Origin of the sequence: Glycomyces sp. MUSA5-2, assembly GCF_037034145.1 — a bacterium.
GTDB classification, from domain to species: Bacteria; Actinomycetota; Actinomycetes; order Mycobacteriales; family Micromonosporaceae; genus Glycomyces; species Glycomyces artemisiae.
In genome coordinates, this window is record NZ_JBAGKG010000008.1 from 41,163 (window position 1) to 63,620 (window position 22,458).

Annotated in this window: 23 protein-coding genes; 16 read left to right on the forward strand and 7 right to left on the reverse strand. The window is 72.2% G+C overall.

Features of this window, described 5'->3' with window-relative positions:
- Positions 1-41 precede the first annotated feature (41 nt).
- The 16 genes from WA640_RS22480 (at position 42) to WA640_RS22555 (ending at position 16,540) form a co-directional block, all read left to right on the forward strand.
- The gene (locus WA640_RS22480; protein WP_335990698.1) at positions 42-992 is read left to right on the forward strand and encodes an ABC transporter permease; all 951 of its coding nucleotides are present in this window, start codon (positions 42-44) and stop codon (positions 990-992) included.
- Positions 989-1,822: an ABC transporter permease gene (locus tag WA640_RS22485; RefSeq protein ID WP_335990699.1), complete on the forward strand. Its 834-nt coding sequence runs from the start codon at positions 989-991 to the stop codon at positions 1,820-1,822. Before WA640_RS22480 ends, WA640_RS22485 begins: the two co-directional genes overlap by 4 nt.
- Complete coding sequence (locus WA640_RS22490) at positions 1,819-3,441, forward strand: ABC transporter ATP-binding protein (protein ID WP_335990701.1); 1,623 nt, start codon at positions 1,819-1,821, stop codon at positions 3,439-3,441. The genes WA640_RS22485 and WA640_RS22490 overlap by 4 nt, the downstream gene beginning before the upstream one ends.
- Before the next feature lie 10 nt (positions 3,442-3,451).
- Entirely contained in the window at positions 3,452-4,693 is a 1,242-nt protein-coding gene (locus tag WA640_RS22495; protein WP_335990703.1) for an LLM class flavin-dependent oxidoreductase, read from the forward strand.
- Positions 4,690-5,592, forward strand: coding sequence for an LLM class flavin-dependent oxidoreductase (locus WA640_RS22500; RefSeq protein WP_335990705.1), 903 nt, complete (start codon positions 4,690-4,692; stop codon positions 5,590-5,592). Before WA640_RS22495 ends, WA640_RS22500 begins: the two co-directional genes overlap by 4 nt.
- 37 nt (positions 5,593-5,629) lie before the next feature.
- Positions 5,630-6,841, forward strand: a complete 1,212-nt coding sequence (locus WA640_RS22505) for a hypothetical protein (protein ID WP_335990707.1) — start codon at positions 5,630-5,632, stop codon at positions 6,839-6,841.
- A 22-nt stretch (positions 6,842-6,863) separates the two neighbouring features.
- Positions 6,864-7,895 (forward strand): aldo/keto reductase, encoded by a 1,032-nt coding sequence (locus WA640_RS22510; RefSeq protein WP_335990709.1) that lies wholly within the window; start codon positions 6,864-6,866, stop codon positions 7,893-7,895.
- A gap of 2 nt (positions 7,896-7,897) precedes the next feature.
- Positions 7,898-8,926: an LLM class flavin-dependent oxidoreductase gene (locus WA640_RS22515; protein WP_335990710.1), complete on the forward strand. Its 1,029-nt coding sequence runs from the start codon at positions 7,898-7,900 to the stop codon at positions 8,924-8,926.
- 67 nt (positions 8,927-8,993) lie between these two features.
- The gene (locus tag WA640_RS22520) at positions 8,994-9,425 is read left to right on the forward strand and encodes a universal stress protein (protein WP_335990712.1); all 432 of its coding nucleotides are present in this window, start codon (positions 8,994-8,996) and stop codon (positions 9,423-9,425) included.
- 208 nt (positions 9,426-9,633) lie between these two features.
- Positions 9,634-12,468, forward strand: a complete 2,835-nt coding sequence (locus WA640_RS22525) for a Na+/H+ antiporter subunit A (protein WP_335990713.1) — start codon at positions 9,634-9,636, stop codon at positions 12,466-12,468.
- The gene (locus tag WA640_RS22530) at positions 12,465-12,908 is read left to right on the forward strand and encodes a Na(+)/H(+) antiporter subunit C (RefSeq protein ID WP_335990715.1); all 444 of its coding nucleotides are present in this window, start codon (positions 12,465-12,467) and stop codon (positions 12,906-12,908) included. The genes WA640_RS22525 and WA640_RS22530 overlap by 4 nt, the downstream gene beginning before the upstream one ends.
- Positions 12,905-14,428, forward strand: a complete 1,524-nt coding sequence (locus tag WA640_RS22535; RefSeq protein ID WP_106366257.1) for a Na+/H+ antiporter subunit D — start codon at positions 12,905-12,907, stop codon at positions 14,426-14,428. The genes WA640_RS22530 and WA640_RS22535 overlap by 4 nt, the downstream gene beginning before the upstream one ends.
- Positions 14,425-15,009 carry a Na+/H+ antiporter subunit E gene (locus tag WA640_RS22540; protein WP_335990718.1) on the forward strand — a complete coding sequence of 195 codons (585 nt, stop codon included), beginning with the start codon at positions 14,425-14,427 and terminating at the stop codon, positions 15,007-15,009. The genes WA640_RS22535 and WA640_RS22540 overlap by 4 nt, the downstream gene beginning before the upstream one ends.
- Positions 15,006-15,269, forward strand: coding sequence for a monovalent cation/H+ antiporter complex subunit F (locus WA640_RS22545; RefSeq protein WP_106366255.1), 264 nt, complete (start codon positions 15,006-15,008; stop codon positions 15,267-15,269). Before WA640_RS22540 ends, WA640_RS22545 begins: the two co-directional genes overlap by 4 nt.
- Positions 15,266-15,664, forward strand: coding sequence for a monovalent cation/H(+) antiporter subunit G (mnhG, locus tag WA640_RS22550; RefSeq protein ID WP_335990721.1), 399 nt, complete (start codon positions 15,266-15,268; stop codon positions 15,662-15,664). The genes WA640_RS22545 and mnhG overlap by 4 nt, the downstream gene beginning before the upstream one ends.
- 21 nt (positions 15,665-15,685) lie before the next feature.
- The gene (locus WA640_RS22555; RefSeq protein ID WP_335990723.1) at positions 15,686-16,540 is read left to right on the forward strand and encodes a hypothetical protein; all 855 of its coding nucleotides are present in this window, start codon (positions 15,686-15,688) and stop codon (positions 16,538-16,540) included.
- A 26-nt stretch (positions 16,541-16,566) separates the two neighbouring features.
- On the opposite strand, the gene WA640_RS22560 is transcribed toward WA640_RS22555, so the two are convergent.
- The 7 genes from WA640_RS22560 to WA640_RS22590 form a co-directional block, all read right to left on the reverse strand.
- Entirely contained in the window at positions 16,567-17,775 is a 1,209-nt protein-coding gene (locus tag WA640_RS22560) for an RNA-guided endonuclease InsQ/TnpB family protein (RefSeq protein WP_335990726.1), read from the reverse strand.
- A 149-nt stretch (positions 17,776-17,924) separates the two neighbouring features.
- Positions 17,925-18,395, reverse strand: a complete 471-nt coding sequence (locus WA640_RS22565) for a hypothetical protein (RefSeq protein WP_106366252.1) — start codon at positions 18,393-18,395, stop codon at positions 17,925-17,927.
- Positions 18,396-18,498: 103 nt separating this feature from the next.
- Complete coding sequence (locus tag WA640_RS22570) at positions 18,499-19,440, reverse strand: ABC transporter substrate-binding protein (protein WP_335990727.1); 942 nt, start codon at positions 19,438-19,440, stop codon at positions 18,499-18,501.
- Complete coding sequence (locus tag WA640_RS22575; RefSeq protein WP_335990728.1) at positions 19,355-20,470, reverse strand: FecCD family ABC transporter permease; 1,116 nt, start codon at positions 20,468-20,470, stop codon at positions 19,355-19,357. Before WA640_RS22575 ends, WA640_RS22570 begins: the two co-directional genes overlap by 86 nt.
- Complete coding sequence (locus WA640_RS22580; RefSeq protein ID WP_335990731.1) at positions 20,467-21,498, reverse strand: FecCD family ABC transporter permease; 1,032 nt, start codon at positions 21,496-21,498, stop codon at positions 20,467-20,469. The genes WA640_RS22575 and WA640_RS22580 overlap by 4 nt, the downstream gene beginning before the upstream one ends.
- 133 nt (positions 21,499-21,631) lie before the next feature.
- Positions 21,632-21,871 (reverse strand): hypothetical protein, encoded by a 240-nt coding sequence (locus WA640_RS22585; protein WP_146148210.1) that lies wholly within the window; start codon positions 21,869-21,871, stop codon positions 21,632-21,634.
- Positions 21,872-21,959: 88 nt separating this feature from the next.
- Entirely contained in the window at positions 21,960-22,355 is a 396-nt protein-coding gene (locus tag WA640_RS22590) for a RidA family protein (RefSeq protein WP_335990735.1), read from the reverse strand.
- Between the last annotated feature and the right edge of the window lie 103 nt (positions 22,356-22,458).

Genomic DNA, 22,458 nt, shown 5'->3' on the forward strand with positions numbered 1-22,458 from the left:
CCGGGCCCCCGGCCGCCGCGACCGTCCGGAAAGGAACCACCGTGCTCCGGTACGCCGCCTTGAAGACCGGCCGGGCCCTCTTCGTGGTCTGGGCCGCGTTCACCCTCACGTTCATCCTGCTGTTCGTGCTCCCCGCGAACCCCGAGGACCTCCTGTTCGACCCCGCCGAGCTCAACACGATCCCGCCCGAGGTGCGCGAGCAGGTCGCCGCCAACTACGGCTTCGACGAACCCGTGCTCGTCCAGTACTTCGAGCGCCTCGGCCGCGCCCTCGCCGGGGACTTCGGCAACTCCGTCCAGTCCGGCAAGCCCGTCACCGAAGCGGTCCTCGGCGTCCTCCCGAGCACGCTCCTGCTCTCCGCCGGGGCCCTCGCGCTCGCCGCGCTCATCGCCTACGGCATCGCCCTGACCGCGACCTCCACGCGGCGGCCCTGGCTGCGCAACCTCGTCGAATCGCTCCCCTCGGCCGCCGTCTCGGTCCCGGTGTTCCTCTCCGGCATCCTGCTGCTCCAGGTGTTCGCGTTCAAGCTCGGCTGGTTCCCCGCGTTCGGCTCCGACGGCCCCGCGAGCCTGGTCCTGCCGCTCGTGACGCTCGCGATCCCCGTCTCCGGGCCCATCGCGCAGCTCCTGGTGCGCCGCTTCACCACCGAGCTCGAATCCGGGTACGTGACCATCAGCCGCGCCAAGGGCGCCACCCGGGAGCAGATCGTCACCGGCGACGTCTTCCGCAACGCCAGCCTGCCCGCGCTCACCATCACCGGCATCACCTTCGGGAACCTCATCGCCGGGTCGGTCATCACCGAGACCGTGTTCGCCCGCGAAGGCGTCGGACGGCTCACGCAGACCGCGATCAACACCCTCGACGTGCCGCTCGTGCAGGGGATCGTGGTCCTCGTGGCCGCGAGCTTCGCGTTCATCAACCTCGCCGTCGACCTCGTCTACCCGCTGCTGGACCCGCGCCTGCGGGCCACGCTCGCTTTGGAGGCTCGATGACCGTGCTCACCGCGCCCCGCGCCACCCGCGAGATCCTGCGCCAACCCGTGCTCGTCGCCGCCTGGGTCGTCGTGGCCCTCGCGATCGGCTGGGCCCTGTTCCCGCAGCTCTTCACGAGCTTCAGCCCCTACACCGGCGACCCGACCGCGAGCTTCGCGCCCCCGAGCGCCGACCACTGGTTCGGCACCGACCGGCTCGGCCGCGACCTGTACGCCCGCTGCGTCTACGGCGCCCGCACCACGCTCACCGCGACGCTCCTCGCCGTCGTCGTCGCCTTCGGGATCGGCACCGTGATCGGCCTGGTCGCCGGGTACTTCGGGAGGCTCTGGGACAACGCGATCATGCGCGTAGTGGACGTCTTCCTCGCCATCCCGAGCCTCCTGCTCGCCATGGTCGTGGTCTCCGTCCTCGGCTACAGCGCCAACAACATCGCGCTCGCGGTCGGCATCTCCTCGATCGCCTCGTTCGCGCGCGTCATGCGCTCCGAAGTGCTCGCCGTCGTCGGCCAGGACTACGTGAAGGCCGCGTACGGCGCGGGCGCGGGCCGCCTCGCGGTGCTCGCCCGGCACGTCGTGCCCAACTCGCTCAGCTCGGTGATCGCCCTGGCGGCCTTGGAGGTCGGCACCGCCGTCCTCGCCGTGGCCTCGCTCGGGTTCCTCGGCTACGGCTCCCCGCCGCCCGAGCCCGAATGGGGCCTCCTGGTCGCCGAGGGCCGCGACTACGTGGCGGTCCACCCGTGGATCTCGATCCTGCCCGGCACCGCGCTCGCGCTCGTCGTGATCGCCGCGCACCGCATCTCCACCTCGCTCAGGAAGGACCCGCGACGATGACCGACCCGCTGCTGCGCCTCCGGAACCTCACGGTCGAGTACCGCGCCGGGCGGCGCTGGACGCCCGCCGTCCGCGACGCGTCCCTCCATGTCGAACCGGGGGAGTTCGTGTCCCTCGTGGGCGAGTCCGGCTCCGGCAAGACCACCCTTGTGCAGGCCGCGCTCGGGCTCCTGCCGCCCGCGGCCCGCCAGAGCTCCGGCACCGTCCAGTACTCCGATGTGGACGTCACCGGCTGGAGCGACCGCCGCATGGCCCTCGTGCGCGGCAACTACGTCGGCTTCATCCCGCAGGACCCGAACACCTCGCTCAACCCGGTCAAGAAGATCGGGCAGCAGGTCATCGAAGCGGTCAAGTTCAATGAGCCGAAGCGCCGCGACGCCTCCGCGTGGCGCGACGCGGCCCTGGAGAGCCTGCGCACCGCCGGACTCGCCGACGCCGAACGTGTCTTCGCCCAGTACCCGCACGAGCTGTCGGGCGGCATGAAGCAGCGGGCCCTGATCGCGATCGCCTTGGCGGGCAAGCCGAAGCTCATCCTCGCCGACGAGCCCACGAGCGCCCTCGACGTCACCGTGCAGCGCCGCATCCTCGACCACCTCGCTTCACTCCGCGAAGATCTCGGCATCGGCATCCTCCTGGTCACGCACGACCTCGGCGTCGCGCTCGACCGCTCCGACCGGATCGCCGTCATGCAGGGCGGATCGATCGTGGAAGAGGGCCCGACCGCGCGCATCATCGAGGACGCCGCCGACCCGTACACGCGCCGCCTTCTCGACGCGGCCCCCTCGCGCCACACCGGCCGCCTCGAACCCGCCACCGGGACCCGCCCCGAGGACGACTCGATCGTCCTGCACGCCAAAGGCATCGCCAAGACCTACCGCCTGCGCGGGCGCGGCCGCCGCGAACTGCGCGCCCTCGACGGCGTCGACCTCGCCGTGCGGCGCGGGACCACCCACGCGATCGTCGGCGAGTCCGGCGCCGGCAAGTCCACGCTCGCGCGCATCCTCGTCGGCTTCGACGCCCCCGACACCGGTACAGTCCACCTCGGCGACCGCGAGCTCACCGGCCTGGGCCACAAGGCCCTCCGCGAGGTCCGCCGCGACCTCCAGTTCGTGTTCCAGAACCCGTTCACCTCCCTCGACCCGCGCTTCACCGTCGAACGCATCATCGCCGAACCCCTGCGCGCCTTGCAGATCCCCGGCGACCGCCGGGCCCGCGTGGTGCAGCTCCTCGAAGCGGTCGCCCTCGACGAGTCGCACCTCGGCCGCCTGCCCGCCGAGCTCTCCGGCGGGCAGCGCCAGCGCGTCGCCATCGCGCGGGCGCTCGCGCCGAACCCTGACGTGCTCGTCCTCGACGAAGCCGTGAGCGCCCTCGACGTGTCGGTGCAGGCGCAGATCCTGCGGCTGCTCGTGGACCTCCAGGGGGAGTTCGGGCTCGCGTACGTGTTCGTCACCCACGATCTCGGGGTGGTCCGCCTCATCGCCGACGACGTGACGGTGATGCGCGAAGGCGCCGTGGTCGAGTCCGGCCCCGCCGCAGCCGTGCTCGCCGCCCCCGAGGCGGACTACACCCGCGAACTCCTCGCCGCGGTCCCCGGCGCCAGACCCGCCACCGTCCGATAAGGAGCCGACCATGCCAGATCAACTGCACCTCAACGTGAACATCCTCAACGCGGGCGTCTTCGGCGGCTCGTGGCGGCTCCCGGGCACCGACCCCCTCGCCAGCTACACGATCGACCACTACACCTCGATCGCGAAGAAAGCCGAGGCCGCGAAGCTCGACGCGGTGTTCCTCGCCGACGGGCCCCTCCTCGACCCGGCGATCCGCCACCGCGCGGGCAACAACCTCGAACCGTCCACCGTGCTCGCCCGGATCGCCGCGCAGACCGAGCGGATCGGCCTCATCGGCACCCTCTCGTCGTCCTACAACGACCCCGACGAGCTGGCGCGGCGCCTCGGCGACCTCGACTACGCCTCGGGCGGCCGGTTCGGCTGGAACGTGGTGACCACGGCCGGGCCCGTCGCGGCCCGCAACTTCGGTCGCAACGCCGAGCAGGCCCACGCCTACCGGTACCAGCGCGCCGCCGCGTTCACCGAGCACGCCGTGGCCTCCTGGGCCGCCCGCACCTCCCTCGTGTCGCCGCAGGGCCGCCCCGTGGTGGTCCAGGCGGGCGGCTCCAGCGACGGCCGCCGCCTCGCGGCCCGCGTCGCCGAAGTGGTGTTCTCCGCGGACCAGGACCTCGACCACGCCAAGGCGTTCCGCGCCGAGCTGCGCGCGGGCGCCGCCGCCCACGGCCGCAGCCCCGACGGCATCGTCGTCCTCCCCGGGCTCTCCACCGTGATCGGCTCGACCGAGGTGGAAGCGAAGGCCCGCAGGGAACTCCTGGACGACCTGCTGCCCGACGTGTACGCGCGCGGGCGCCTCTCGGGCCAGGTCGGATTCGACGTCGGCGAGCTGGACGACGACGAGCCGTTCCCGCTCGACCGGCTCCTCGACCCCGACGAGGCCGGCGGCTCGCAGACCTTCTACCGCATGGTCCGCGGCATCGTGGAGCGCGAACGCCCGACGCTGCGCCAGCTCCTGCGCAAGCTCGGCGGCGGCTTCGGGCACCGGATCGTCACCGGCACGCCGGAGCAGGTCGCCGACGACATCGAGCTGTGGTTCCGCTCCGGCGCGGCCGACGGGTTCAACGTCATGCCCGACGTGCTCCCCTCCGGCCTCGACGACTTCGCCGACCACGTGGTCCCCGAGCTGCAGCGGCGCGGCCTGTTCCGCCGCGAGTACGAGGGCTCGACCCTGCGCTCGCACCTCGGCCTCGGCCTGCCCGCGGCCCCCGCCGCGCCCGGCCCCGTCCCCGCCCTGGAGGCAGCATGAGCACGTTCGTCCAACTCTCCCTCGCGGTCGGCGAGACCGGCCTGACCCTCGCCGACGCGGGCGCCGCCGCCGCGCTCGCCGAGCAGACCGGCGTCGCCGCGATCCGGCTCCGCGACGAGCCCGGCGCGATCGAGCCCACTGTGGCCGCTGCGTATCTGGCAGGGACGCACCGCATCCCGTTCGTCCCGGAGCTGGCGACCACCGGCAACGCGCCGTACAACGCGGCCCGGCGGCTCCTGTCGCTCGACCGCGCGACCGGCGGCCGCTTCGGCGCGGTGCTCGTTCCCGGTGCGGGGGACGAGGTCTCGGGCCCGGCCACCGCGCATCCGGCGGAGCGCTGGCGCGAGTACGCGGCGGTGCTGGCGCGGCTGTGGGAGTCGTTCCCGCGCGAGGCCCTCATCGGGGACCAGGAGGCGGCGCTGTTCGTCGACGACGAGCTGATCCACCCGATCGGCCACGAAGGCCCGCTGTACAAGGTCGCGGGCCCCATCGACGGCCCCTCGTCGGTGCAGGGCCGCCCGGTGCTCGTCGCCGACCTCGCCGGACTCGGCTTCATCACCGCCGCCGAACGCGCCGACGCCATCGTCGTGGACCGCGCGGAATCACCCGGAGCCGATGCGGCCCTTGCCGATGCGCTCCGCGCCGCGGGCCTGCCGCGCTCGGAGGCCGCACTTGTCGGCCGCGTCCCGATCGCCGACCTGACCGACGCCACCGGCCTCGCCGCCGACCTGCGCTCCTGGGCCGGCGCCGACCGCCTCGACGGCTTCGAGCTCGTCCCCGCCGGGGACCTCGAAGCGGTGTCGGCGGTCTTGCGGGAGCTGGTCCCGCTCCTGGTCGACCCGGCTGATCACCCGACCCTGCGGGCCGCCTTCGGCCTCCGCGAAGCGGTGGCGTCGTGACCGAATCCGCCCCGCAGATTGAAAGGACGGCGATCGCATGACCTCCGACAACACCGCCGAATACACGGTGGCGGGCATCCGCGCCGCCGTCGCGCCCGTGCTCCACCGGCTCCACGAAGGGGCCGCCGAGCGCGAGCGCGAACGCCAGTACGCCTTCGAGGAGGTGAAGGCCCTTGCGGCCGAGCGCATCACCCTCACCGGGATCGCCACCGCCGACGGCGGCGCGGGCGGGACCGTGCGCGACGTGGCCGACCTCGTCATCGCCATCGCCCGCGCCGACTCCAATGTGGCCCAGGCCCTCCGGTCGAGCTTCCTGACCGCCAACCAGGTCGCCTCCCGCCGCGACCTCCCGCACCGGGCCGTCACCCTCGCCCGCCTGCGCGACGGACACCTGTTCGCGGGCACCGCGAACGAGCGCTCCGGCGGGGCCAGCGGCTCCGTCAACACCCTCCTCCACCGCGACAGCGCCTTCGACAACCCTGACGGCTGGATCGTGGACGGCGAGAAGTACTACTCCACGGGCGGGCTCTACGCGGACTGGTTCACCGGGTCCGCGAAGAGCGAGGACGGCACCGTGTACGGCTTCACCGTCCCGGTCGACCGCACCGGCGTCGAGCGCCTCGACGACTTCGACGCCGTCGGCCAGCGCCTCACCGCCAGCGGCACCACCCGCCTCCACGCCGTGCGCCTGGCCGCCGACGAGGTGGTCGCCCGCGACAACTCGCAGTTGGAGATCCCGTGGCTCGGCGCGTTCGCGCAGCTCTACCTCGCGGCCGTCGAAGCCGGGATCGCCGCCGCCGCACTGGACGACGCCACGTGGTTCGCGCGCGAGAAGGCCCGGCCCATCAAGCACTCCAGTGCCGCGGTCTCCAGCGAGGACCCGTACGTGCGCGAGACCGTCGGCCAGATCGCGGCCCGCGCCCACGCCGCCCGGTCGGTGGTCCTGCTCGCGGCGGAATCGATCGAGGCCACCCGGCATCTCACCGGCGCCGAGGCCCGCGCCGCGGGGGCCGAAGCCTCGGTCACCGTGGCCCAGACCGGCGTCATCGCGATCGAGTCCGCGCTGAAGGCCGCCGAGCTCGTCTTCGACGTCGCGGGCGGCTCGATCACCAACCGCTCGCTCGGCTTCGACCGGCACTGGCGCAACGCCCGCACCGTCGCCAACCACAACCCGCGCCAGTGGAAGGCCGCCGTCGCCGGCGCCTACCGCATCACCGGCGAGGAACCGCCCACGACCGGGCTCTTCTGAACTCCTGAAAGGACCTCTGCACATGACCCTCGAAGCCACCCGCACCCTCGGCCGCACCGGCGTCCCGCTCACTCCGCTCACCTTGGGCGCCATGAACTTCGGTGGCGCCCAGGAGGAAGCGGAGAGCATCCGCATCGTCCACGCCGCGCTCGACGCCGGGATCAACGCGGTCGACACCGCCGACGTCTACACCCAGGGCCGCTCCGAAGAGGTCGTCGGCAAGGCGATCAAGGACCGCCGCGACGACCTGTTCCTCGCCACGAAGTTCCACGGCCAGATCGGCGACAACCCGCTCCACAAGGGGAACTCGCGCCGCTGGATCACCCAGGCCGTCGAGGACAGCCTCCGCCGCCTCGGCACCGACCGCATCGACCTGTACCAGGCCCACCGGCCCGACCCGCACACCGACCTCCTGGAGACCCTCCAGACCCTGAACGACCTCATCAGGGCCGGGAAGATCCGCTACTACGGGACCTCCGTGTTCCCCGCGCACCAGCTCGTGGAGGCCCACTGGCTCGCCGAGAAGCACGGCCTCATCGCCCCGCACAGCGAGCAGCTTCCGTACTCCCTGCTCATCCGCACGGTCGAGCGCGAGGTCTTCCCCGTCGTCCAGAAGTACGGCGTCGGTGTCATCTCCTACGGGCCCCTCGCCGCGGGCTGGCTCTCCGGGAAGTACCGGGTCGGCGGCCCGCAGCCCGAGTCCGCGCGGGCCGGGCTCATCCCCGGCCGCTTCGACGTCGACGCCCCGCAGAACGAGCGGAAGCTCGCTGCCGCCGATGCGCTCGCGTCCCTCGCCGAGGGCCACGGCCTCACCCTCGTGGACCTCGCGATCGCCTTCGCGCTCAACCATCCCGCGATCTCCAGCGTCATCATCGGCCCGCGCACCCAGGAGCACCTGGACGCCTACCTCAAGGCCGCCGATGTGACCTTGAGCGACGAGGTCCTGGACCGGATCGACGCGATCGTCGCCCCCGGCACGCACTTCCTCGAACGCGACACCGGCCGCGACACCCCGTCGCTCCAGCCGTCCGCGCTGCGCCGGGCCCGGGGCTGAGCATGTCCGCGAGCAGGATCGAGCGCCTCGGCTTCCTCCTCCACCTCGACGCCGACCAGGACCCCGCGACCGCCTACCGGGACGCGATCGGGCTGTTCCAGGCGGCCGAAACCCTCGGCTACGACTCGGGCTGGGTGATCCAGCGGCACTTCCGGCAGGGGAACGAGCACGTCTCCGCGCCCCTGGTCGTGCTCGCCGCGATCGCCCAGCACACGAGCCGCATCCGCCTCGGCACCGGCGTGCTCGTGCTCCCGCTCGAAGACCCCCTCCGGGTCGCCGAGGACGCGGCCACAGCGGACGCACTCAGCGGCGGGCGGCTCGAACTCGGCGTCGGCTCCGGGCCCTTCCCCGGCGCCTGGGAGGCCTTCGGCCGCGACCTCGCCGAACGCCACCGCCTCTTCGACACCGCCGTGAAGCACCTCCACGACGTGCTCGACGGCAAGGCCCTCAACGGCCTCGGCGAAGTCCTCCACCCGCCCGGCACCGGCGTGCGGTCCCGCCTGTGGCAGGCCACCTCCAGCGACCCCGCCGTCGCCTTCGCCAGTGCGGCCGCCGCCGCGAAAGCGGGGGACGGCCTCCAGCTCTCCCGCGCCACCGCCTGGCGCGGCGGCACCCTCCTCGAAGCCCAAGCGCACCAAGCCGACACGATCAGCGCCTACCGCGCCGCCTGGTCCTCGGCCGCGCCGCCGCGCGTCCAGGTCTCCCGCGCCGTCTACCCGCACCCCGACCGCGACGAGGCCGTGCGCCTCGTGACGCCCGGGGTGCGGCGCTGGCAGGAGTGGTTCGCCGCCAAACGCGACGTCGGCGGCCTCTCGGTCGCCGACTACCTCGAAGGCGACCGCACCCTCCTCGGCCCGGCCGAGGGCCTCGCGGCCGACCTCGCCGCCGACCCGGCCCTGGAGCACGCCACCGACCTGCTCGTCAGCTTCGTCCCCGGCGTCCCCGACTTCGACGAGCACGTGCGGCTCCTCACCGACACCGCCACGGAACTCGCCCCGCGCCTCGGCTGGCGTCCCTCCACGCAACACTGACCTCTCGCATACCCTGTGGGCCCGAGGGCCTGAACCCGGAAGGCCCGAAGCGACCGAAGGAGGCCGGATGGAACAGACCGAGCGAGTGGTGGTCGGCGTCGACGGATCGCCGGTGTCGATGGAGGCGCTGGCCTGGGCGCTGCGGTACGCCGAGAAGACCGGGGCCGCCGTCGCGGCCGTGTACGGCTGGCAGCCCCCGGTCGTCTACGGCACCGCCGTCGAGGCCGTCCCGGGGGAGAGCTTCACCGAGACCGCCGAGCGCGCCCTGAACGAGTCGGTGGACGCGGCGCTCGACGGACGCGAGGACCTCGTCGTGGAACGCACCGCGGCCCTCGGGCACCCGGCGAAGGTCCTCATCGAGCAGTCGAAGACCGCCGACCTCCTCGTGGTCGGCAGCCGCGGACAGGGCGGCATCAAGGGGACGCTCCTGGGGTCCGTGAGCCTCCACTGCGTCACCAACGCCGACTGCCCGGTCGTCGTGATCCGCGCCGCGGAGTGACACAGGGCGCGGGGAGACGGGCGTCACGCACGTGCGCGAAGGCGCGCACGGAACGCGATGAGCGCGCATGTTATTGCGCGCCTTTCGGACGGACGCACAGCTCCCCGCGCCGGACCCTGTAGACAATCCGATTTCTTGCGCGCCGAATTTGGCGTCCGCCGCTCCCGAGCGGATAGGGTCGGGCCAACTGAATCTTCCCGGGGGTCGTTTGCTAGTCCTACTCGCCTGCCACGCCATCGCGGCGATCGCCGCGCCCGCCCTCGTCCGAATGCTGGGCCCCCGCGCCCTCTACGCCGTCGCCGCCGCGCCCGCGGCGACCTTCGTCTGGGCCCTCACGCACTCGGGCGTCATGCGCCTCGGCGGCGCCCTCACCGAGACCCACCCCTGGGTGCCCGAACTCGACCAGGAACTCGCGTTCCGCATGACCGCCTTCCCGTGGATCATGGTCCTCCTGGTCAGCGGCGTCGGCACCCTCGTCCTCGCCTACAGCGCCCACTACTTCGGCTCCACTGAGGAAGGACTCGGCCGCTTCGCCGCCGTCTTCGTCGCCTTCGCCGGAGCCATGTTCGGCCTCGTCGTCGCCGACGACCTGCTCCTGCTCTACGTCTTCTGGGAGCTGACCTCGGTCTTCTCCTACCTCCTCATCGGCCACGACCCCGCCCGCAGCGCCAGCCGCTGGGCCGCCATGCAGGCCCTCCTCGTCACCACCCTCGGCGGGCTCGCCATGCTCGTCGGCTTCATCATGCTCGGCCAGCACGCCGGGACCTACCGCCTGTCCGAAGTGGTCGCCGACCTTCCGGGCGGCGCCTACCTCGTCGCCGCGCTCGTCCTCATCCTCCTCGGCGCCCTCTCCAAATCCGCGGTCTTCCCCTTCAGCTTCTGGCTCCCCAGCGCCATGGCCGCCCCCACCCCCGTCAGCGCCTACCTCCACGCCGCCGCCATGGTCAAGGCCGGCGTCTTCCTCATCGGCATGCTCACCCCCGCGTTCGCCGCCGACCTGCCCTGGCGGCAGGCGATCTGGGCCTGCGGCGCCCTCACGTTCCTCTTCGGAGGATGGACCGCCCTGCGCCAGACCGACCTCAAGCTCATGCTCGCGTACGGCACCGTCAGCCAGCTCGGCATGATCGCGATCGTCCTCGGCACCGGCACGTACGACACCGCGCTCGCCGGGGCCGCGCTCCTCGCCGGGCACGCCATGTTCAAAGCCGCGCTGTTCCTCGTCGTCGGCATCATCGACAAGACCGCCGGCACCCGCGAGATCTACTCGCTCTCAGGGCTCGGCGACCGCAGGCCCCTCCTCGCCGCCACCGCCGTCGTCGCCGTCGCCTCCATGATCGGCCTCCCGCCCACCCTCGGCTTCGTCGCCAAAGAGGCCATGCTCGCCGCGTTCTGGAGCGGCGGCCCGCAGGGCCGCGCCATGCTCGCCGTCCTCGTCGCGGGCGCCGCCCTCACCGTCGCCTACGGCCTGCGGTTCCTGTGGGGCGCCTTCGCCCGCAAACCCGACACCGCCGAGACCGACGCCGCCCCCGCCGGACCCGGCTTCCTCGCCGCGCCGATGCTCCTCGCGGCCGCGGGCCTCGCCGCGGGCTTCCTCGCCCCCGCCGCCGACGGGCTCCTCTCCCCGTACGCCGATCGCTACCCGCACACCGGGCACGTCTACCACCTGGCCCTCTGGCACGGCTTCACCCCGGCGCTCGGCCTGTCGCTCCTGGCGATCCTCGCCGGCACCGGCGTCTACTTCGCCACGCACCGCACCAGCGCCTGGCGCTCCGTGAAGCTCCCGCTCGCCTCCGGCACCGTCTACAAGCAGGCCCTCGGCGGCGTCGACCGCGCCGCAGTCGAACTCACCGGCCGCACCCAGCGCGGCTCGCTGCCGTTCTACCTCGGCGTGATCCTCGTGTCCCTCGTGGCCTTCGCGGGCGGCCTGCTCGTCTTCGACGGCCCCTGGCCGCACGAGATCCGCCTGTACGACACGCCGCTGCAACTGGTCGCGGGCGCCGTCATCGTCACCGCCGCCATCGCCGCCGCGCTGGCCCGGCGCCGCTTCACCGCGATGATCCTCACCGGCGTCTCCGGCTACGGCGTCGCCATGCTGTTCGTCTTCCACGGCGCCCCCGACCTGGCCCTGACCCAGTTCCTCGTCGAGACCGTCACGATCGTCATGTTCGTGCTGGTCCTGCGCCGCCTGCCCGCCCGCTTCTCCGAGCGGCCCCTGAAACTGGTGCGGCGCTTCAGGGTCGGCATCGGCGTCGCCGTCGGCGCGGTGGCCGCCGCGATGGCGTTCGTCGCCGTCTCCGGCCGCACCGCCGCCCCCATCTCGGAGCAGTTCCCCGACCCCGCCGTCACTTACGGCGGCGGGCACAACATCGTGAACGTCATCCTCGTCGACATCCGCGCCTGGGACACCATGGGCGAGATCGCGGTCCTGCTCGTGGCCGCCACCGGCGTCGCGAGCCTCATCTTCGGCCGCGAGCGGCTCCTCATCCGCCGCGGCGGCTCCCGGCCCGCGCCGCCGAAGACCGGCGAGCAGGTCAAGTGGCTCGCCCGGCCCGAGACCAGCGGCAGCCACCAGGCGATCATCCTCCAGGTCGTCACCCGGCTGCTGTTCCACACGATCGTCCTGTTCTCGATCTACCTGCTCTTCACCGGCCACAACCACCCCGGCGGCGGCTTCGCGGGCGGCCTCGTCGCCGGGCTCGCGCTCATGTTCCGGTACCTCGCGGGCGGACGCGCCGAGCTGAACGCCGCCGCGCCCGTCGACGCCGGGCGCCTCCTCGGCACCGGCCTGCTCGTCGCGGTCGGCACCGGCGCCGCCTCGTTCGCCTTCGGCGGCACGGTCCTCCAGAGCGCGATCCTCGACTTCGAGGTGCCGGTGCTCGGCCACATCCACTTCGTGACCTCCACGTTCTTCGACATCGGCGTCTACCTCGTCGTCGTCGGCCTGGTGCTCGACATCCTCCGCAGCCTCGGCGCGGAGATCGACCGCCACGGCGAGTCCGCAGACCCCTCCCCGGCCCTCGCGCCCGAGAAGGAGCCCGCATGATCCCGAACCTGGTCTACGTGGTCGTCGTCGGCGTCCTCATCGGCGCGGGCGTCACGCTCCTGCTGGAGCGCACGCTCACCCGCGTGCTCATCGGGGTCGTGCTCGTCGGCAACGGCGTCAACGTCCTCATCCTCACCGGCTCGGAGTTCGGCACCCCGCCGATCGTCGGCGAGACCCCCGAGGACGGCATGAGCGACCCGCTGCCGCAGGCGATGATCCTCACCGCCATCGTGATCACGCTCGGCATCACCGCGTTCCTGCTCGCGCTCGCCTACCGCAGCCAGCAGCTCCTCGGCCACGACGAGGTCCAGGACGACGCCGAGGACCGCCGCATCATCGACCTCGCCGAACGCGACGAGGGCCCCGACGCCAAGGAGAGCGGCGACGACGGCCTCCCGCACCCGGTGTACCACTGCGCCCCGGGGAAGGAGGGCCGATGACCTTCCTCGTCCCGCTCCCGGTCGTCATCCCGCTGCTCGGGGCCGCGCTGACGCTCATGATGGCCCGGCGCCCCGCGATCCAGCGCACCGTGAGCCTCACCGCGCTCGTCGCGACCCTCGCGGTCTCCTCGATGCTGCTGGCGCTCACCGTGACCGAGGGCCCGCAGGTGGTCGCGGTCGGCGGCTGGCCGCCGCCGCTGGGAATCGTCCTCATCGCCGACAAGCTCGCCGCGCTCATGCTCGTGGTCTCCACCGCGGTCACGCTGTGCGTCCTCGTCTACTCGATCGGGCAGGGCTCGGCCGACGGCGACGAGGAGACGCCGATGTCGGTCTACCACCCCACGTATCTGGCGCTGACCGCCGGCGTCACGAACGCGTTCCTCTCGGGCGACCTGTTCAACCTGTACGTCGGCTTCGAGATCCTCCTCGTCGCCTCCTACGTGCTCCTCACCTTGGGCAGCACCGAGAACCGCATCCGCGCGGGCACCACGTACGTCGTCGTCAGCCTCCTGTCCTCGGTGATCTTCCTGAGCGCCCTCGGCCTCGTCTACGGCGCCACCGGGACGCTCAACATGGCCCAGCTCGCCGGGCGCTTCGACGAACTGCCCGACAACCTGCGGCTGCTCCTCCAAGGGATGCTGTTGCTGGCGTTCGGCATCAAGGCCGCGGTGTTCCCGCTCGGCGCGTGGCTGCCCGACTCGTACCCCACCGCGCCCGCGCCTGTCACCGCCGTCTTCGCCGGGCTCCTCACCAAAGTCGGCGTGTACGCGATCATCCGCACCGAGACGCTCCTGTTCCCCGACGGGCGCATCGGCGACGTCCTCCTCGTGATCTCCCTGCTCACCATGGTGATCGGCATCCTCGGCGCCGTCGCGCAGTCGGACATCAAGCGGCTCCTGTCGTTCACGCTCATCAGCCACATCGGGTACATGCTGTTCGGCGTGGCCCTCGCGACCGAAGCGGGCCTGAGCGCCGCGATCTTCTACATCGCGCACCACATCACGATCCAGACGACCCTGTTCCTCGCCGCGGGGCTCGTCGAGCGCCGCGGCGGCTCCACGGCGCTCGAACGGCTCGGCGGGCTCGGGAAGATCGCGCCGGTCCTGGCCGTCCTGTTCTTCATCCCCGCGCTCAACCTCGCCGGGATTCCGCCGTTCTCGGGCTACCTCGGGAAGCTCGGGCTGCTCCAAGCGGGCGTCGACGCCTCCGGTCCGCTCGTGTGGGCGGTCGTCGCGGGCGGGGTCCTCACCAGCCTCCTGACGCTGTACGCGATCGGGCGGGTGTGGAACCTCGCGTTCTGGCGCACGCCGCACCCGGACATGCCGCGCGACGACGCCGACTTCGACGGTGGGGCGATGCTGCCGAAGCTCATGGTCGCGCCGACGATCGCGCTGGTGGCGTTCAGCGTCGCGCTCACCGTCGTGGCCGGGCCGCTGTTCGCGGTGACCTCCGAGGCCGCGGCCGACCTCATCACCCGCACGCCGTACATCGAGGCGGTCTTCCCGGACGGTGCCCCATGAGCCCCCAGCGACCGAGTGCGCTGACCAAGCGCGAGCGTCTGCGCAGCAGGGCCATCGCCGTCATCGGCCTGGTCCTGGTGTGGAACCTCCTGTGGGGCGCGTTCACGTGGCTGAACACGATCACCGGCGCGGTGATCGCCGTGGCGCTCCTCGTCGTGTTCCCGCTGCCGCCGGTGAAGTTCGGCGGGCGGCTGCGGCCCGTCGCGGTGGTGAAGTTCTTCGCGCGCTTCTTCTTCGACCTCACCGTGGCGAGCTTCCAGGTCGCGTTCCTGGCGTTCCGGCGCGGCGAGCCGCAGAGCGCGATCGTCGCCGTCGAGCTGCGCGTCAAGTCCGACCTGAACATGACGCTCGTCGCCGAAGCCGTCTCGCTGGTGCCCGGCAGCCTCATCGCCGAGGCCGACCACCAGACGGGGACCCTGTACATCCACATGCTCGGGGTCCGCGACGCCGCGCACCTGGAGCGCCTGCGCGCCGAGGTCCTGCACCTGGAGGCGCGGCTGGTGCGCGCCATCGGATCCGACGCGGAGCTGCGCCTGGTCGAGGCGCCCGTGCCCACCGACCGCGAGGAGCGCCCGGCATGACCTACGCCGCCGTCGCCATCGCCGTGCTGCTCACCGCCGCATGCGCGATGACCCTGGTCCGCATCGTCCGCGGACCCACCACACTGGACCGGATCGTCGCCACGGACGTGCTCCTGGCGATCACCGCCACCGCGATCCTCGCCGAGGCCGCGTTCAGCCGCGACCCCACGGCCCTGCCGGTCCTCGTGGTGGTGTCCCTCCTGGGCATCACCGGCTCGGTCGCCGTGGCCCGCTTCGTCAGCCGGGAGCAGGACTCATGACCCTCCAAGGCGTTCTCGACGCGGTCGCCGCGGTCCTCATGGTCACCGGGGCCCTCCTCAGCCTCGCCGCGGGCGTGGCCCTGCTGCGCTTCCCCGACCTGTTGAGCCGCATGCACGCCGCCGCGAAACCGCAGGTCCTCGGGCTGCTGCTCATGCTCACGGGCTGCGCGATCCGCATCGCCACCGTCGTCGACATCACCACGATGGTCCTCATCGCGGTCTTCCAGCTCGCCACCGCGCCCGTCGCCGCCCACATGGTCGGCCGCGCCGCCTACCGCGACGGCCAGACCCGCGCCGACCTGCTCCTCACCGACGAGCTCGCCCCGCACCTGGACCGCTTCAGCGACAAGCCCGACGACAAGCCGAGCCGCTTCCCCGCCACTCCGCCCGAGTGACCCGGCACTAGGCTGGGCCCGGTGACCGAAGCCCTGAACGCGCTCTCCGAGCGCCAGCGCGACCTGGTCGGGACCTGGCTCCCCGGCGCCGCCGTCGAGGCCGACATGGGATGGGGCCTCGTCGAGACCGCCGTCCTGCGCGTCCGGTCCGGCGGCCGGAATTTCGTCGTGAAGGCGGGCGGCGCCTCCGACCTGTCGATCGCGCGGGAGATCCGCGCGCACCGCGAGTGGACCGGGCCGTGGGTCCGGCGCGGCCGGGCCGCCCGGATGCTCCACGCCGACACCGACGCGAAGATCCTGGTGACCGAGTACCTCCCCGGGACGCTCGTCAAGGACACGCCCGCGGCCGCGGACCCCGCCGTCTACGAGCAGGCCGGGGCGCTGCTCCGCGAGTTCCACGACCAGGCCGCCGTCGACGACCCCGGCTACGAGGCCCGCATGAACGCGAAGGCCCTCGCCTGGCTCGAACGCCCCCACCGGATCGCGCCCGGGACCGCCGCGCACCTGGCGGCGCTGGTCCGCTCCTGGCCCGCCGCCGGCGCCGTCTGCGCGCCGTCCCACGGCGACTGGCAGACCCGCAACTGGCTCCTCGACGGCGGCGTGCTCCGCGTGATCGACTTCGGCCGCACCGACCTCCGCCCCGCGGCCGAGGACTTCGAGCGCCTGGCCGTCAAGGAGTTCCTGCTCCATCCCGGCGCCGAGGAGGCGTTCGTCTCCGGCTACGGCGCGGACCCGCGCGAGCCCGGCGCGTGGTTCCGTCAGCGCGTGCGCTCCGCGATCGGCACCGCCTGCTGGGCGCACCTCGTCGGCGAGGCCGACTTCGAGGCCCAGGGCCACCGCATGATCGCCGACGTCCTCGCCGAGGCTTCGGTCTGATCCCGGAGACGACGACGGCGCGGCAGTCAACTGTCCCGGACTGAGGTCCGGGGCTTGTCGCTCGTGTCCGCCGCTGGCTGCGGCGTGTCGGCGACAATAGGCTGGTTGACGACAGCCCAGGTGGTGCGTGCGCGGTGGCGAATGTTGACCGCGGCTACCAGGTCGGCTGGCCCAGCGAGTCCGCAGCCGACGCAGTTGAAGTGGTTCCTGTTCGGCCGGTTGGCCTTGGCGGTGTGCCCGCATCGCGGGCATCGACGGGAGGTGTTGCGTGCGTCGACGACCGCGACGGGCACTCCGGCTCGTTTCGCCTTGTAGGCGATGAAGGTCTGGAGTTGGTGGAAGGACCACGAGTTGAGCTCGCCTCGCTGGGCGGCTGGGAGCCGTACCCGGTCGCGGATTCCGGCGAGGTCTTCTATGCCGATGCCGCGACCGGTGCGTTCAGCCGATCCTACGAGCTGCTTCGCGATCCGGTGGTTGTTGTCCTTGACCGCTCGCGCCTCACGGCGCGAGCGGGCCTTGAGCTTCCTTTTCGCCGATTTCGTGCCTTTGGCCTGGAGTTCAGCGCGGACTTTCGCCATGCGCCTGCGGTAGCGCCGGAGCCCGGCTCCGGCGTAGTTGTCGCCGTCGGAGGTGGTGGCGATGTTGGCGATGCCCATATCCACACCGAGGAAATCGACGGGCCTGGTGTGCTGCTCGGCATCGGGGACCTCAACCGTGGCGATGAGGTACCAGTTCCCATTGCGGAATACGAGGTCAGATTCGCCTTTGCGGTGCGCAGCAAGGACCTTGAGATGATCCGGATGGCCTGTGAAGGGGATGCCGCGCATCCGACCCTCAAGGGTCCAGATCGATATTGTCCGGGTGTCGTACTGCCAGGACAGGCAGCGGTCATCGAATGCTTGCGCCGCATCAGGACGAAACTCAACCGGTTTCGACCTCGCCTTCTCGGCCGGTTTGCCTTGCAGCCGTCCGGCCTTGATGAGACCGGCGATGGTGGCGTAGGCGTGGCAGGTCTTCTTGATGACCAGCTGCGCGACCTGTGATCCGAGTCCGTGCTCCGTCCTGAGCTCGGCATAGGTGCGTTTGCGCAGCTCGTATTCGCGCGGTACCCCGTGGGCGAAAGCAGTCCGCGAAGTCCAGTTTGCGGCCCCGTTGACCGCGAGCAGCGTTGCGGCCAATGCCTGCGACTGTTCTAGCGTCGGCGCCAGCTTCACCTGCACGACTTGTTTGCCCACGTGTACAACGATAGACATTGTGTACAACAGCGCGGCCATATCGGCGCTCGATTGGGTGATATGGGCTCGATCACGCCTGCTCGCAGTCCCGCGAAGCGGGACTGCGAGCAGGAAGGGGTGCCGCGCCGATCGTGTCCGGAGTGGTTGGTTTATACCGACTCGACGGTCTCGAAGGTGCCGTCGCCGTCGGTGTCCGTGGCGACGGTGTCGATGACCATGTCGCCGTCGGTGTCGGACTCCAGCGTGTCGACGTAGCCGTCGAGGTCGGTGTCGGTGGCGTACGTGTCGAGGAACGTGTCGTTGTCGGTGTCGACGAGGAGCGTCTCGGAGTAGCCGTCGGCGTCGGCGTCGGTGTAGACCGTGTCGACCCAGCCGTTGTCGTCCGTGTCGGACTCGACGGTCTCGTTGAAGCCGTCGCCGTCGTTGTCGTACGAGACCGATTCGAGCACGCCGTCGCCGTCCATGTCGGTGTCGGCGGTCGCGGTGTACACGTCGTCCGAGTAGGTGTCCTCGGAGTACGACGTCGAGTCGTCGGCGGAGTAGGTGTCCGTCGACTCGGTCTCGTACTCGTCGGTCGAGTACGAGTCGTCGCCTGCGGAGTCGATGGAGAAGTCGCTCATGATACTGCCAATCTCGTAAGCGTCGGTTGCTTGCGATGTGAACCTTAAGCCCCGTTCGCCAGCGATCCGCCGCCGCGTGCCCCGGGCGGCACGATCCCGGGAGTCACGCGCCGAGGTACGTCTCCAGATCGTCGAGGATCATCCCCGCGGCGGTGACGCCGATGCCGGTCATCCAGACCTCGTCGTCGACCTGGTGCGCGTTCCCTTCCTGCACGGCGGGGATCGACTGCCACAGCGCGCCGCCGGTGTACTCGGCGAGCTGCGCGTCGCCGTCGTCTCCGTACGCGCAGTAGAAGACCACGTCCCCGCCGAGCGTGTCGACCTCCTCGGCCGACACTTCGGCGAAGCGCCGGTCCTCGGCCCCGTTCAGCTGCTGGAGTTCAGGGCGGGCCAGGCCGACGTCGCCGAGGACGATGCCGGAGAACGAGTCGGGGCCGTACACGCGGATCTGGTCGGGCATGAACCGCACGATGCTCACCTCGGTCGCGATCGCCTCCTCAAGCGACCCGCCGAACTCGCCCGCGCGGGCCTCGTAGTCCGCGAGGAGCTGCCCGGCCTCGTCCTGCTTGCCGAGCGCCTCGCCGTCGAGGAGGAAGTTCTCCTTCCACGTCAGGCCGACCAGCTCGGTGAACACGGTGGGCGCGATGGCGTCGAGCTCGTCGTAGAACGCCTCCTGCCGGAACTTCGAGCCGAGGATCAGGTCGGGCTTGAGCTGCTCGATGGCCTCCAGGTCCGGTTCGGCGCTGGTGCCGACGACCGTGACGCCCGAGAGGTCCCCGAGGTAGGTCGGCAGCTCGGACTCGCTCGCGCGGGCCGCGCCGACCGGCGTGATCCCCAGCGACAGCGCCGTGTCGATCTTGTCCGTGTCGAGGACGACGACCCGCTGCGGGTCCGCGGGGACCTCGGTGGTCCCCATGGCGTGCTCGATGGTGCGGGTCTCGCCCTCGGCGTCGTTCCGCTCAGCGGCCGGGTCGGAGGTGCCGCACGCGGCCAGCGCGAGCGCGCAGGCGGCTGCCAAGGCGGAGGCGGCCAGTCGTCTTCTCATTTCGGGTTCCCTTCGTCAGGAGGAGGTACAGCAGGTAGAGGCCGCCGAGCGCGGCGGTGAGCACCCCGGCGGGCATCTGGTAGTCGCCGAACGCGGTGCGGCCCAGCCAGTCCGCGAGGACGAGCAGAATCGCGCCGGTGAGGGCCGAGCCCAGCAGCGGCGGGCGGGGGGTGCGGGCGAGGCGCCGCGCGATCTGCGGGGCGGCGAGGGCCACGAACTCGACGGCGCCGACCTGCGACACGGCCGCTGAGGCGAGCGCGACGCCGAGGACGGCGAGGCCGATGCGCTGCCCGGTGACGCGCACGCCGATGCCGGTGGCCGTGGGGTCGTCGAGGTCGGTGGTGTCGAGGGCCCGCTGCGCCCACACGAGCGCGGGCAGCGCGGCGGCGAGGAAGACGCCGAGGAACGCGGCCTCGGTCCAGCCGCGGCCGCCGAGGGTGCCGATGAGCCAGATCTGGGCGCGCTGGGCGTCGATGGCGTCGGCGGAGATGAGCAGGATCTGGATGCCGGACTTGAGGAGCACGGCGACGGCGACGCCCGCGAGGACGAACCGCGGGGCCGCGAGGGAGCCGCGGGCGGCCACGAGCAGCACGAGGACGGCGGCGGCGAGCCCGCCCGCGAGCGCGGCCGGCGCGAGGAGCGCGTACCCGAGCCCGAACGTGAGCGCGGCGGTCGCGGCGAGCCCGGCCCCGGCGGTGACGCCGACGATGTCGGGGCTCGCGAGGGGGTTGCGGGCCACGGACTGGATGAGCGCGCCGCCGAGCGCGAGCGCGGCCCCGGCTGCGATGGCGAGGACGGTGCGCGGCAGGCGCAGGACCTCCACCGTGCGGTCGTAGCCGGTGGTTCCGGTGAGGGTCGCCCACACGTCGGCGAACGTGATGTACGTGTGGCCCAGGCACAGCGAGACGACCACGGCCCCGGCGAGCACGGCCAACAGGACCGCGCTCATGAGCGCGCTGCGCCGGTGCCACGTCATGGAACGGTTGCCGACGCGGACGACGGACCGCCCGGGGAGCTGCACCTCGCTCACGCGTGCACCGTCCTCGCGCGCCGCACGAGCGCGATGAGCAGCGGCGCGCCGATCACGGCGCAGATGATCCCGGCGGGGACCTCCCCGGGGACGATGACGCGGCCGATGACGTCGGCGGCGAGGAGCATCGCGGGCCCGAGGAGGAGGCTCAGCGCGAGCTGCGGCCGGTGGCCCGCGCCCACGGCCCAGCGGGCGAGGTGCGGGATCGCGAGCCCGATGAACCCGACCGGGCCCGCGGCGGCGACGGCCGCGCCGGTGAGGAGCGCGACGGTGACCGCGGCGGTCCCGCGCACGAGGCCCACGCGGTGGCCGAGCCCGGCGGCGGTCTCGGCGCCCAGTTGCAGGCCGTCGAGGCCGCGGGCGGCGAGGAACGCGAGGAGGAGCCCGGCGATGAGGAACGGCGCCATGCCGATCGCGATGTCGGCGCCGCGTCCGGCGAGCGACCCGACGGCCCAGAACCGGTACCGGTCGAAGGACTGCACGTTCGTGGCGAGGACGGCGTACACGACCGCGGAGAGGCTCGCGTCGATCGCGGCCCCGGTGAGCGCGTACGTGGCGGTCCCGCCGCCGGCGGCGCGGGTCGCGAGGGTCGCGACGGCGTACCCGACGACCCCGGCGACGAGGGCCCCGGCGATGCCGAGCCACACGTACTGGCCCATGCCGGTGAGTCCGAGGACGCTCATGCCGAGCACCACGCCGAGGCTCGCCCCGGCGGCGACGCCGAAGATCCGCGGGTCGGCGAGCGGGTTGCGGGTGAGGGTCTGCATGAGGACCCCGGCGACCGCGAGTCCGGCCCCGGCGAGCAGGCCCACGAGGGTCCGCGGCACGCGCTGGTCCCACACGACCGACGCTGCGATCGGGTCGGCGCGGGTGAGGCCGTCCCACACCTCGGCGGGGGAGAGGTCGCGCGCGCCGAATGCGAGCGAGGCGATCACGATGAGCCCCAGCAGGACCGACGCCGCAGCGCACACGGCGGCCCGGCCGCGGGCGGTGGCGGCGGGCCGGGGAACGGAGAGGGCGACGGGCACCAGCCGATATTAGGAGAGGCTAACCTCGTTCCCGGCGGGCGGTGCCTTGATGTGACGGGACCGTACGTTTGGGGCCTGTGCTGCGCGTTCGGGCCGGTCGGAACCGGCCCGAACGCGCGAGCCAACGGGCGGTCTACCGCTGCTTGGGCCGCACGACGGCGCGCACGATCAATCCGACGCCGCTGGCGAGCGCGAGCACCCCGAACGGGATGGCGAGCAGCGCCAGGCCGATCATCTGGATGAACGCGTTCAGCACGGCCCCTCCGATGAACCCGGCCCACAGCGCCCGGTTGACGATCTTGTCGTGGCTGACGGCGGCCCGGGGCGGGGCGGTGCGGAAGTCGTTCATGGCTCCTCCAGATGTCGTGTCCATGGCTACGACGGTACGGCGGAACGCCCTCGCGCCCAATGCCCTCACCTGGTGAAACGCGGGTACAGACAGCTGTACCGCCCCGCACCCCCTAGGCGGTCGCCGTCCCCTCCAGCTCCACCATCAGGCCCGGCGCCGCCAGGCGCACCACCCCGAGGAGCGTCGACGCGGGCGCGGCCCCGGCGGCGGCGAGCCGCCCCGCCAGCACCCCGTAGTGCCGCAGCAGCTCGTCCACATCGGTCGTGTACACGTTGAGCCGCACCAGGTCCGGCAGTGACATCCCCGCCCCGGCGAGCACCGCCTCCAGGTTGTCCAGGCTCAGCGCCAGCTGCGCGGCCATGTCGCCCTCGTGCTCCGGCCGCCCGTCCTTCCCCGTCGAGGTCTGCCCCGCGCAGTACAGCGTCCGGGTCTGCCCCGACACCAGCTCGCCTTGGTTGAAGCCCAGCTCCAGCGACCACTCCACCGGGTTCACCGCGGTCCGTTCCATTGCCACACACTCCATTCATCGGATCGGCGCCGCCGTTCGGCGCCGCGACAAGGAGCCTCCCAGGAATACACGACACCCTGTGTCAGGTATTCCAGTAGGATGT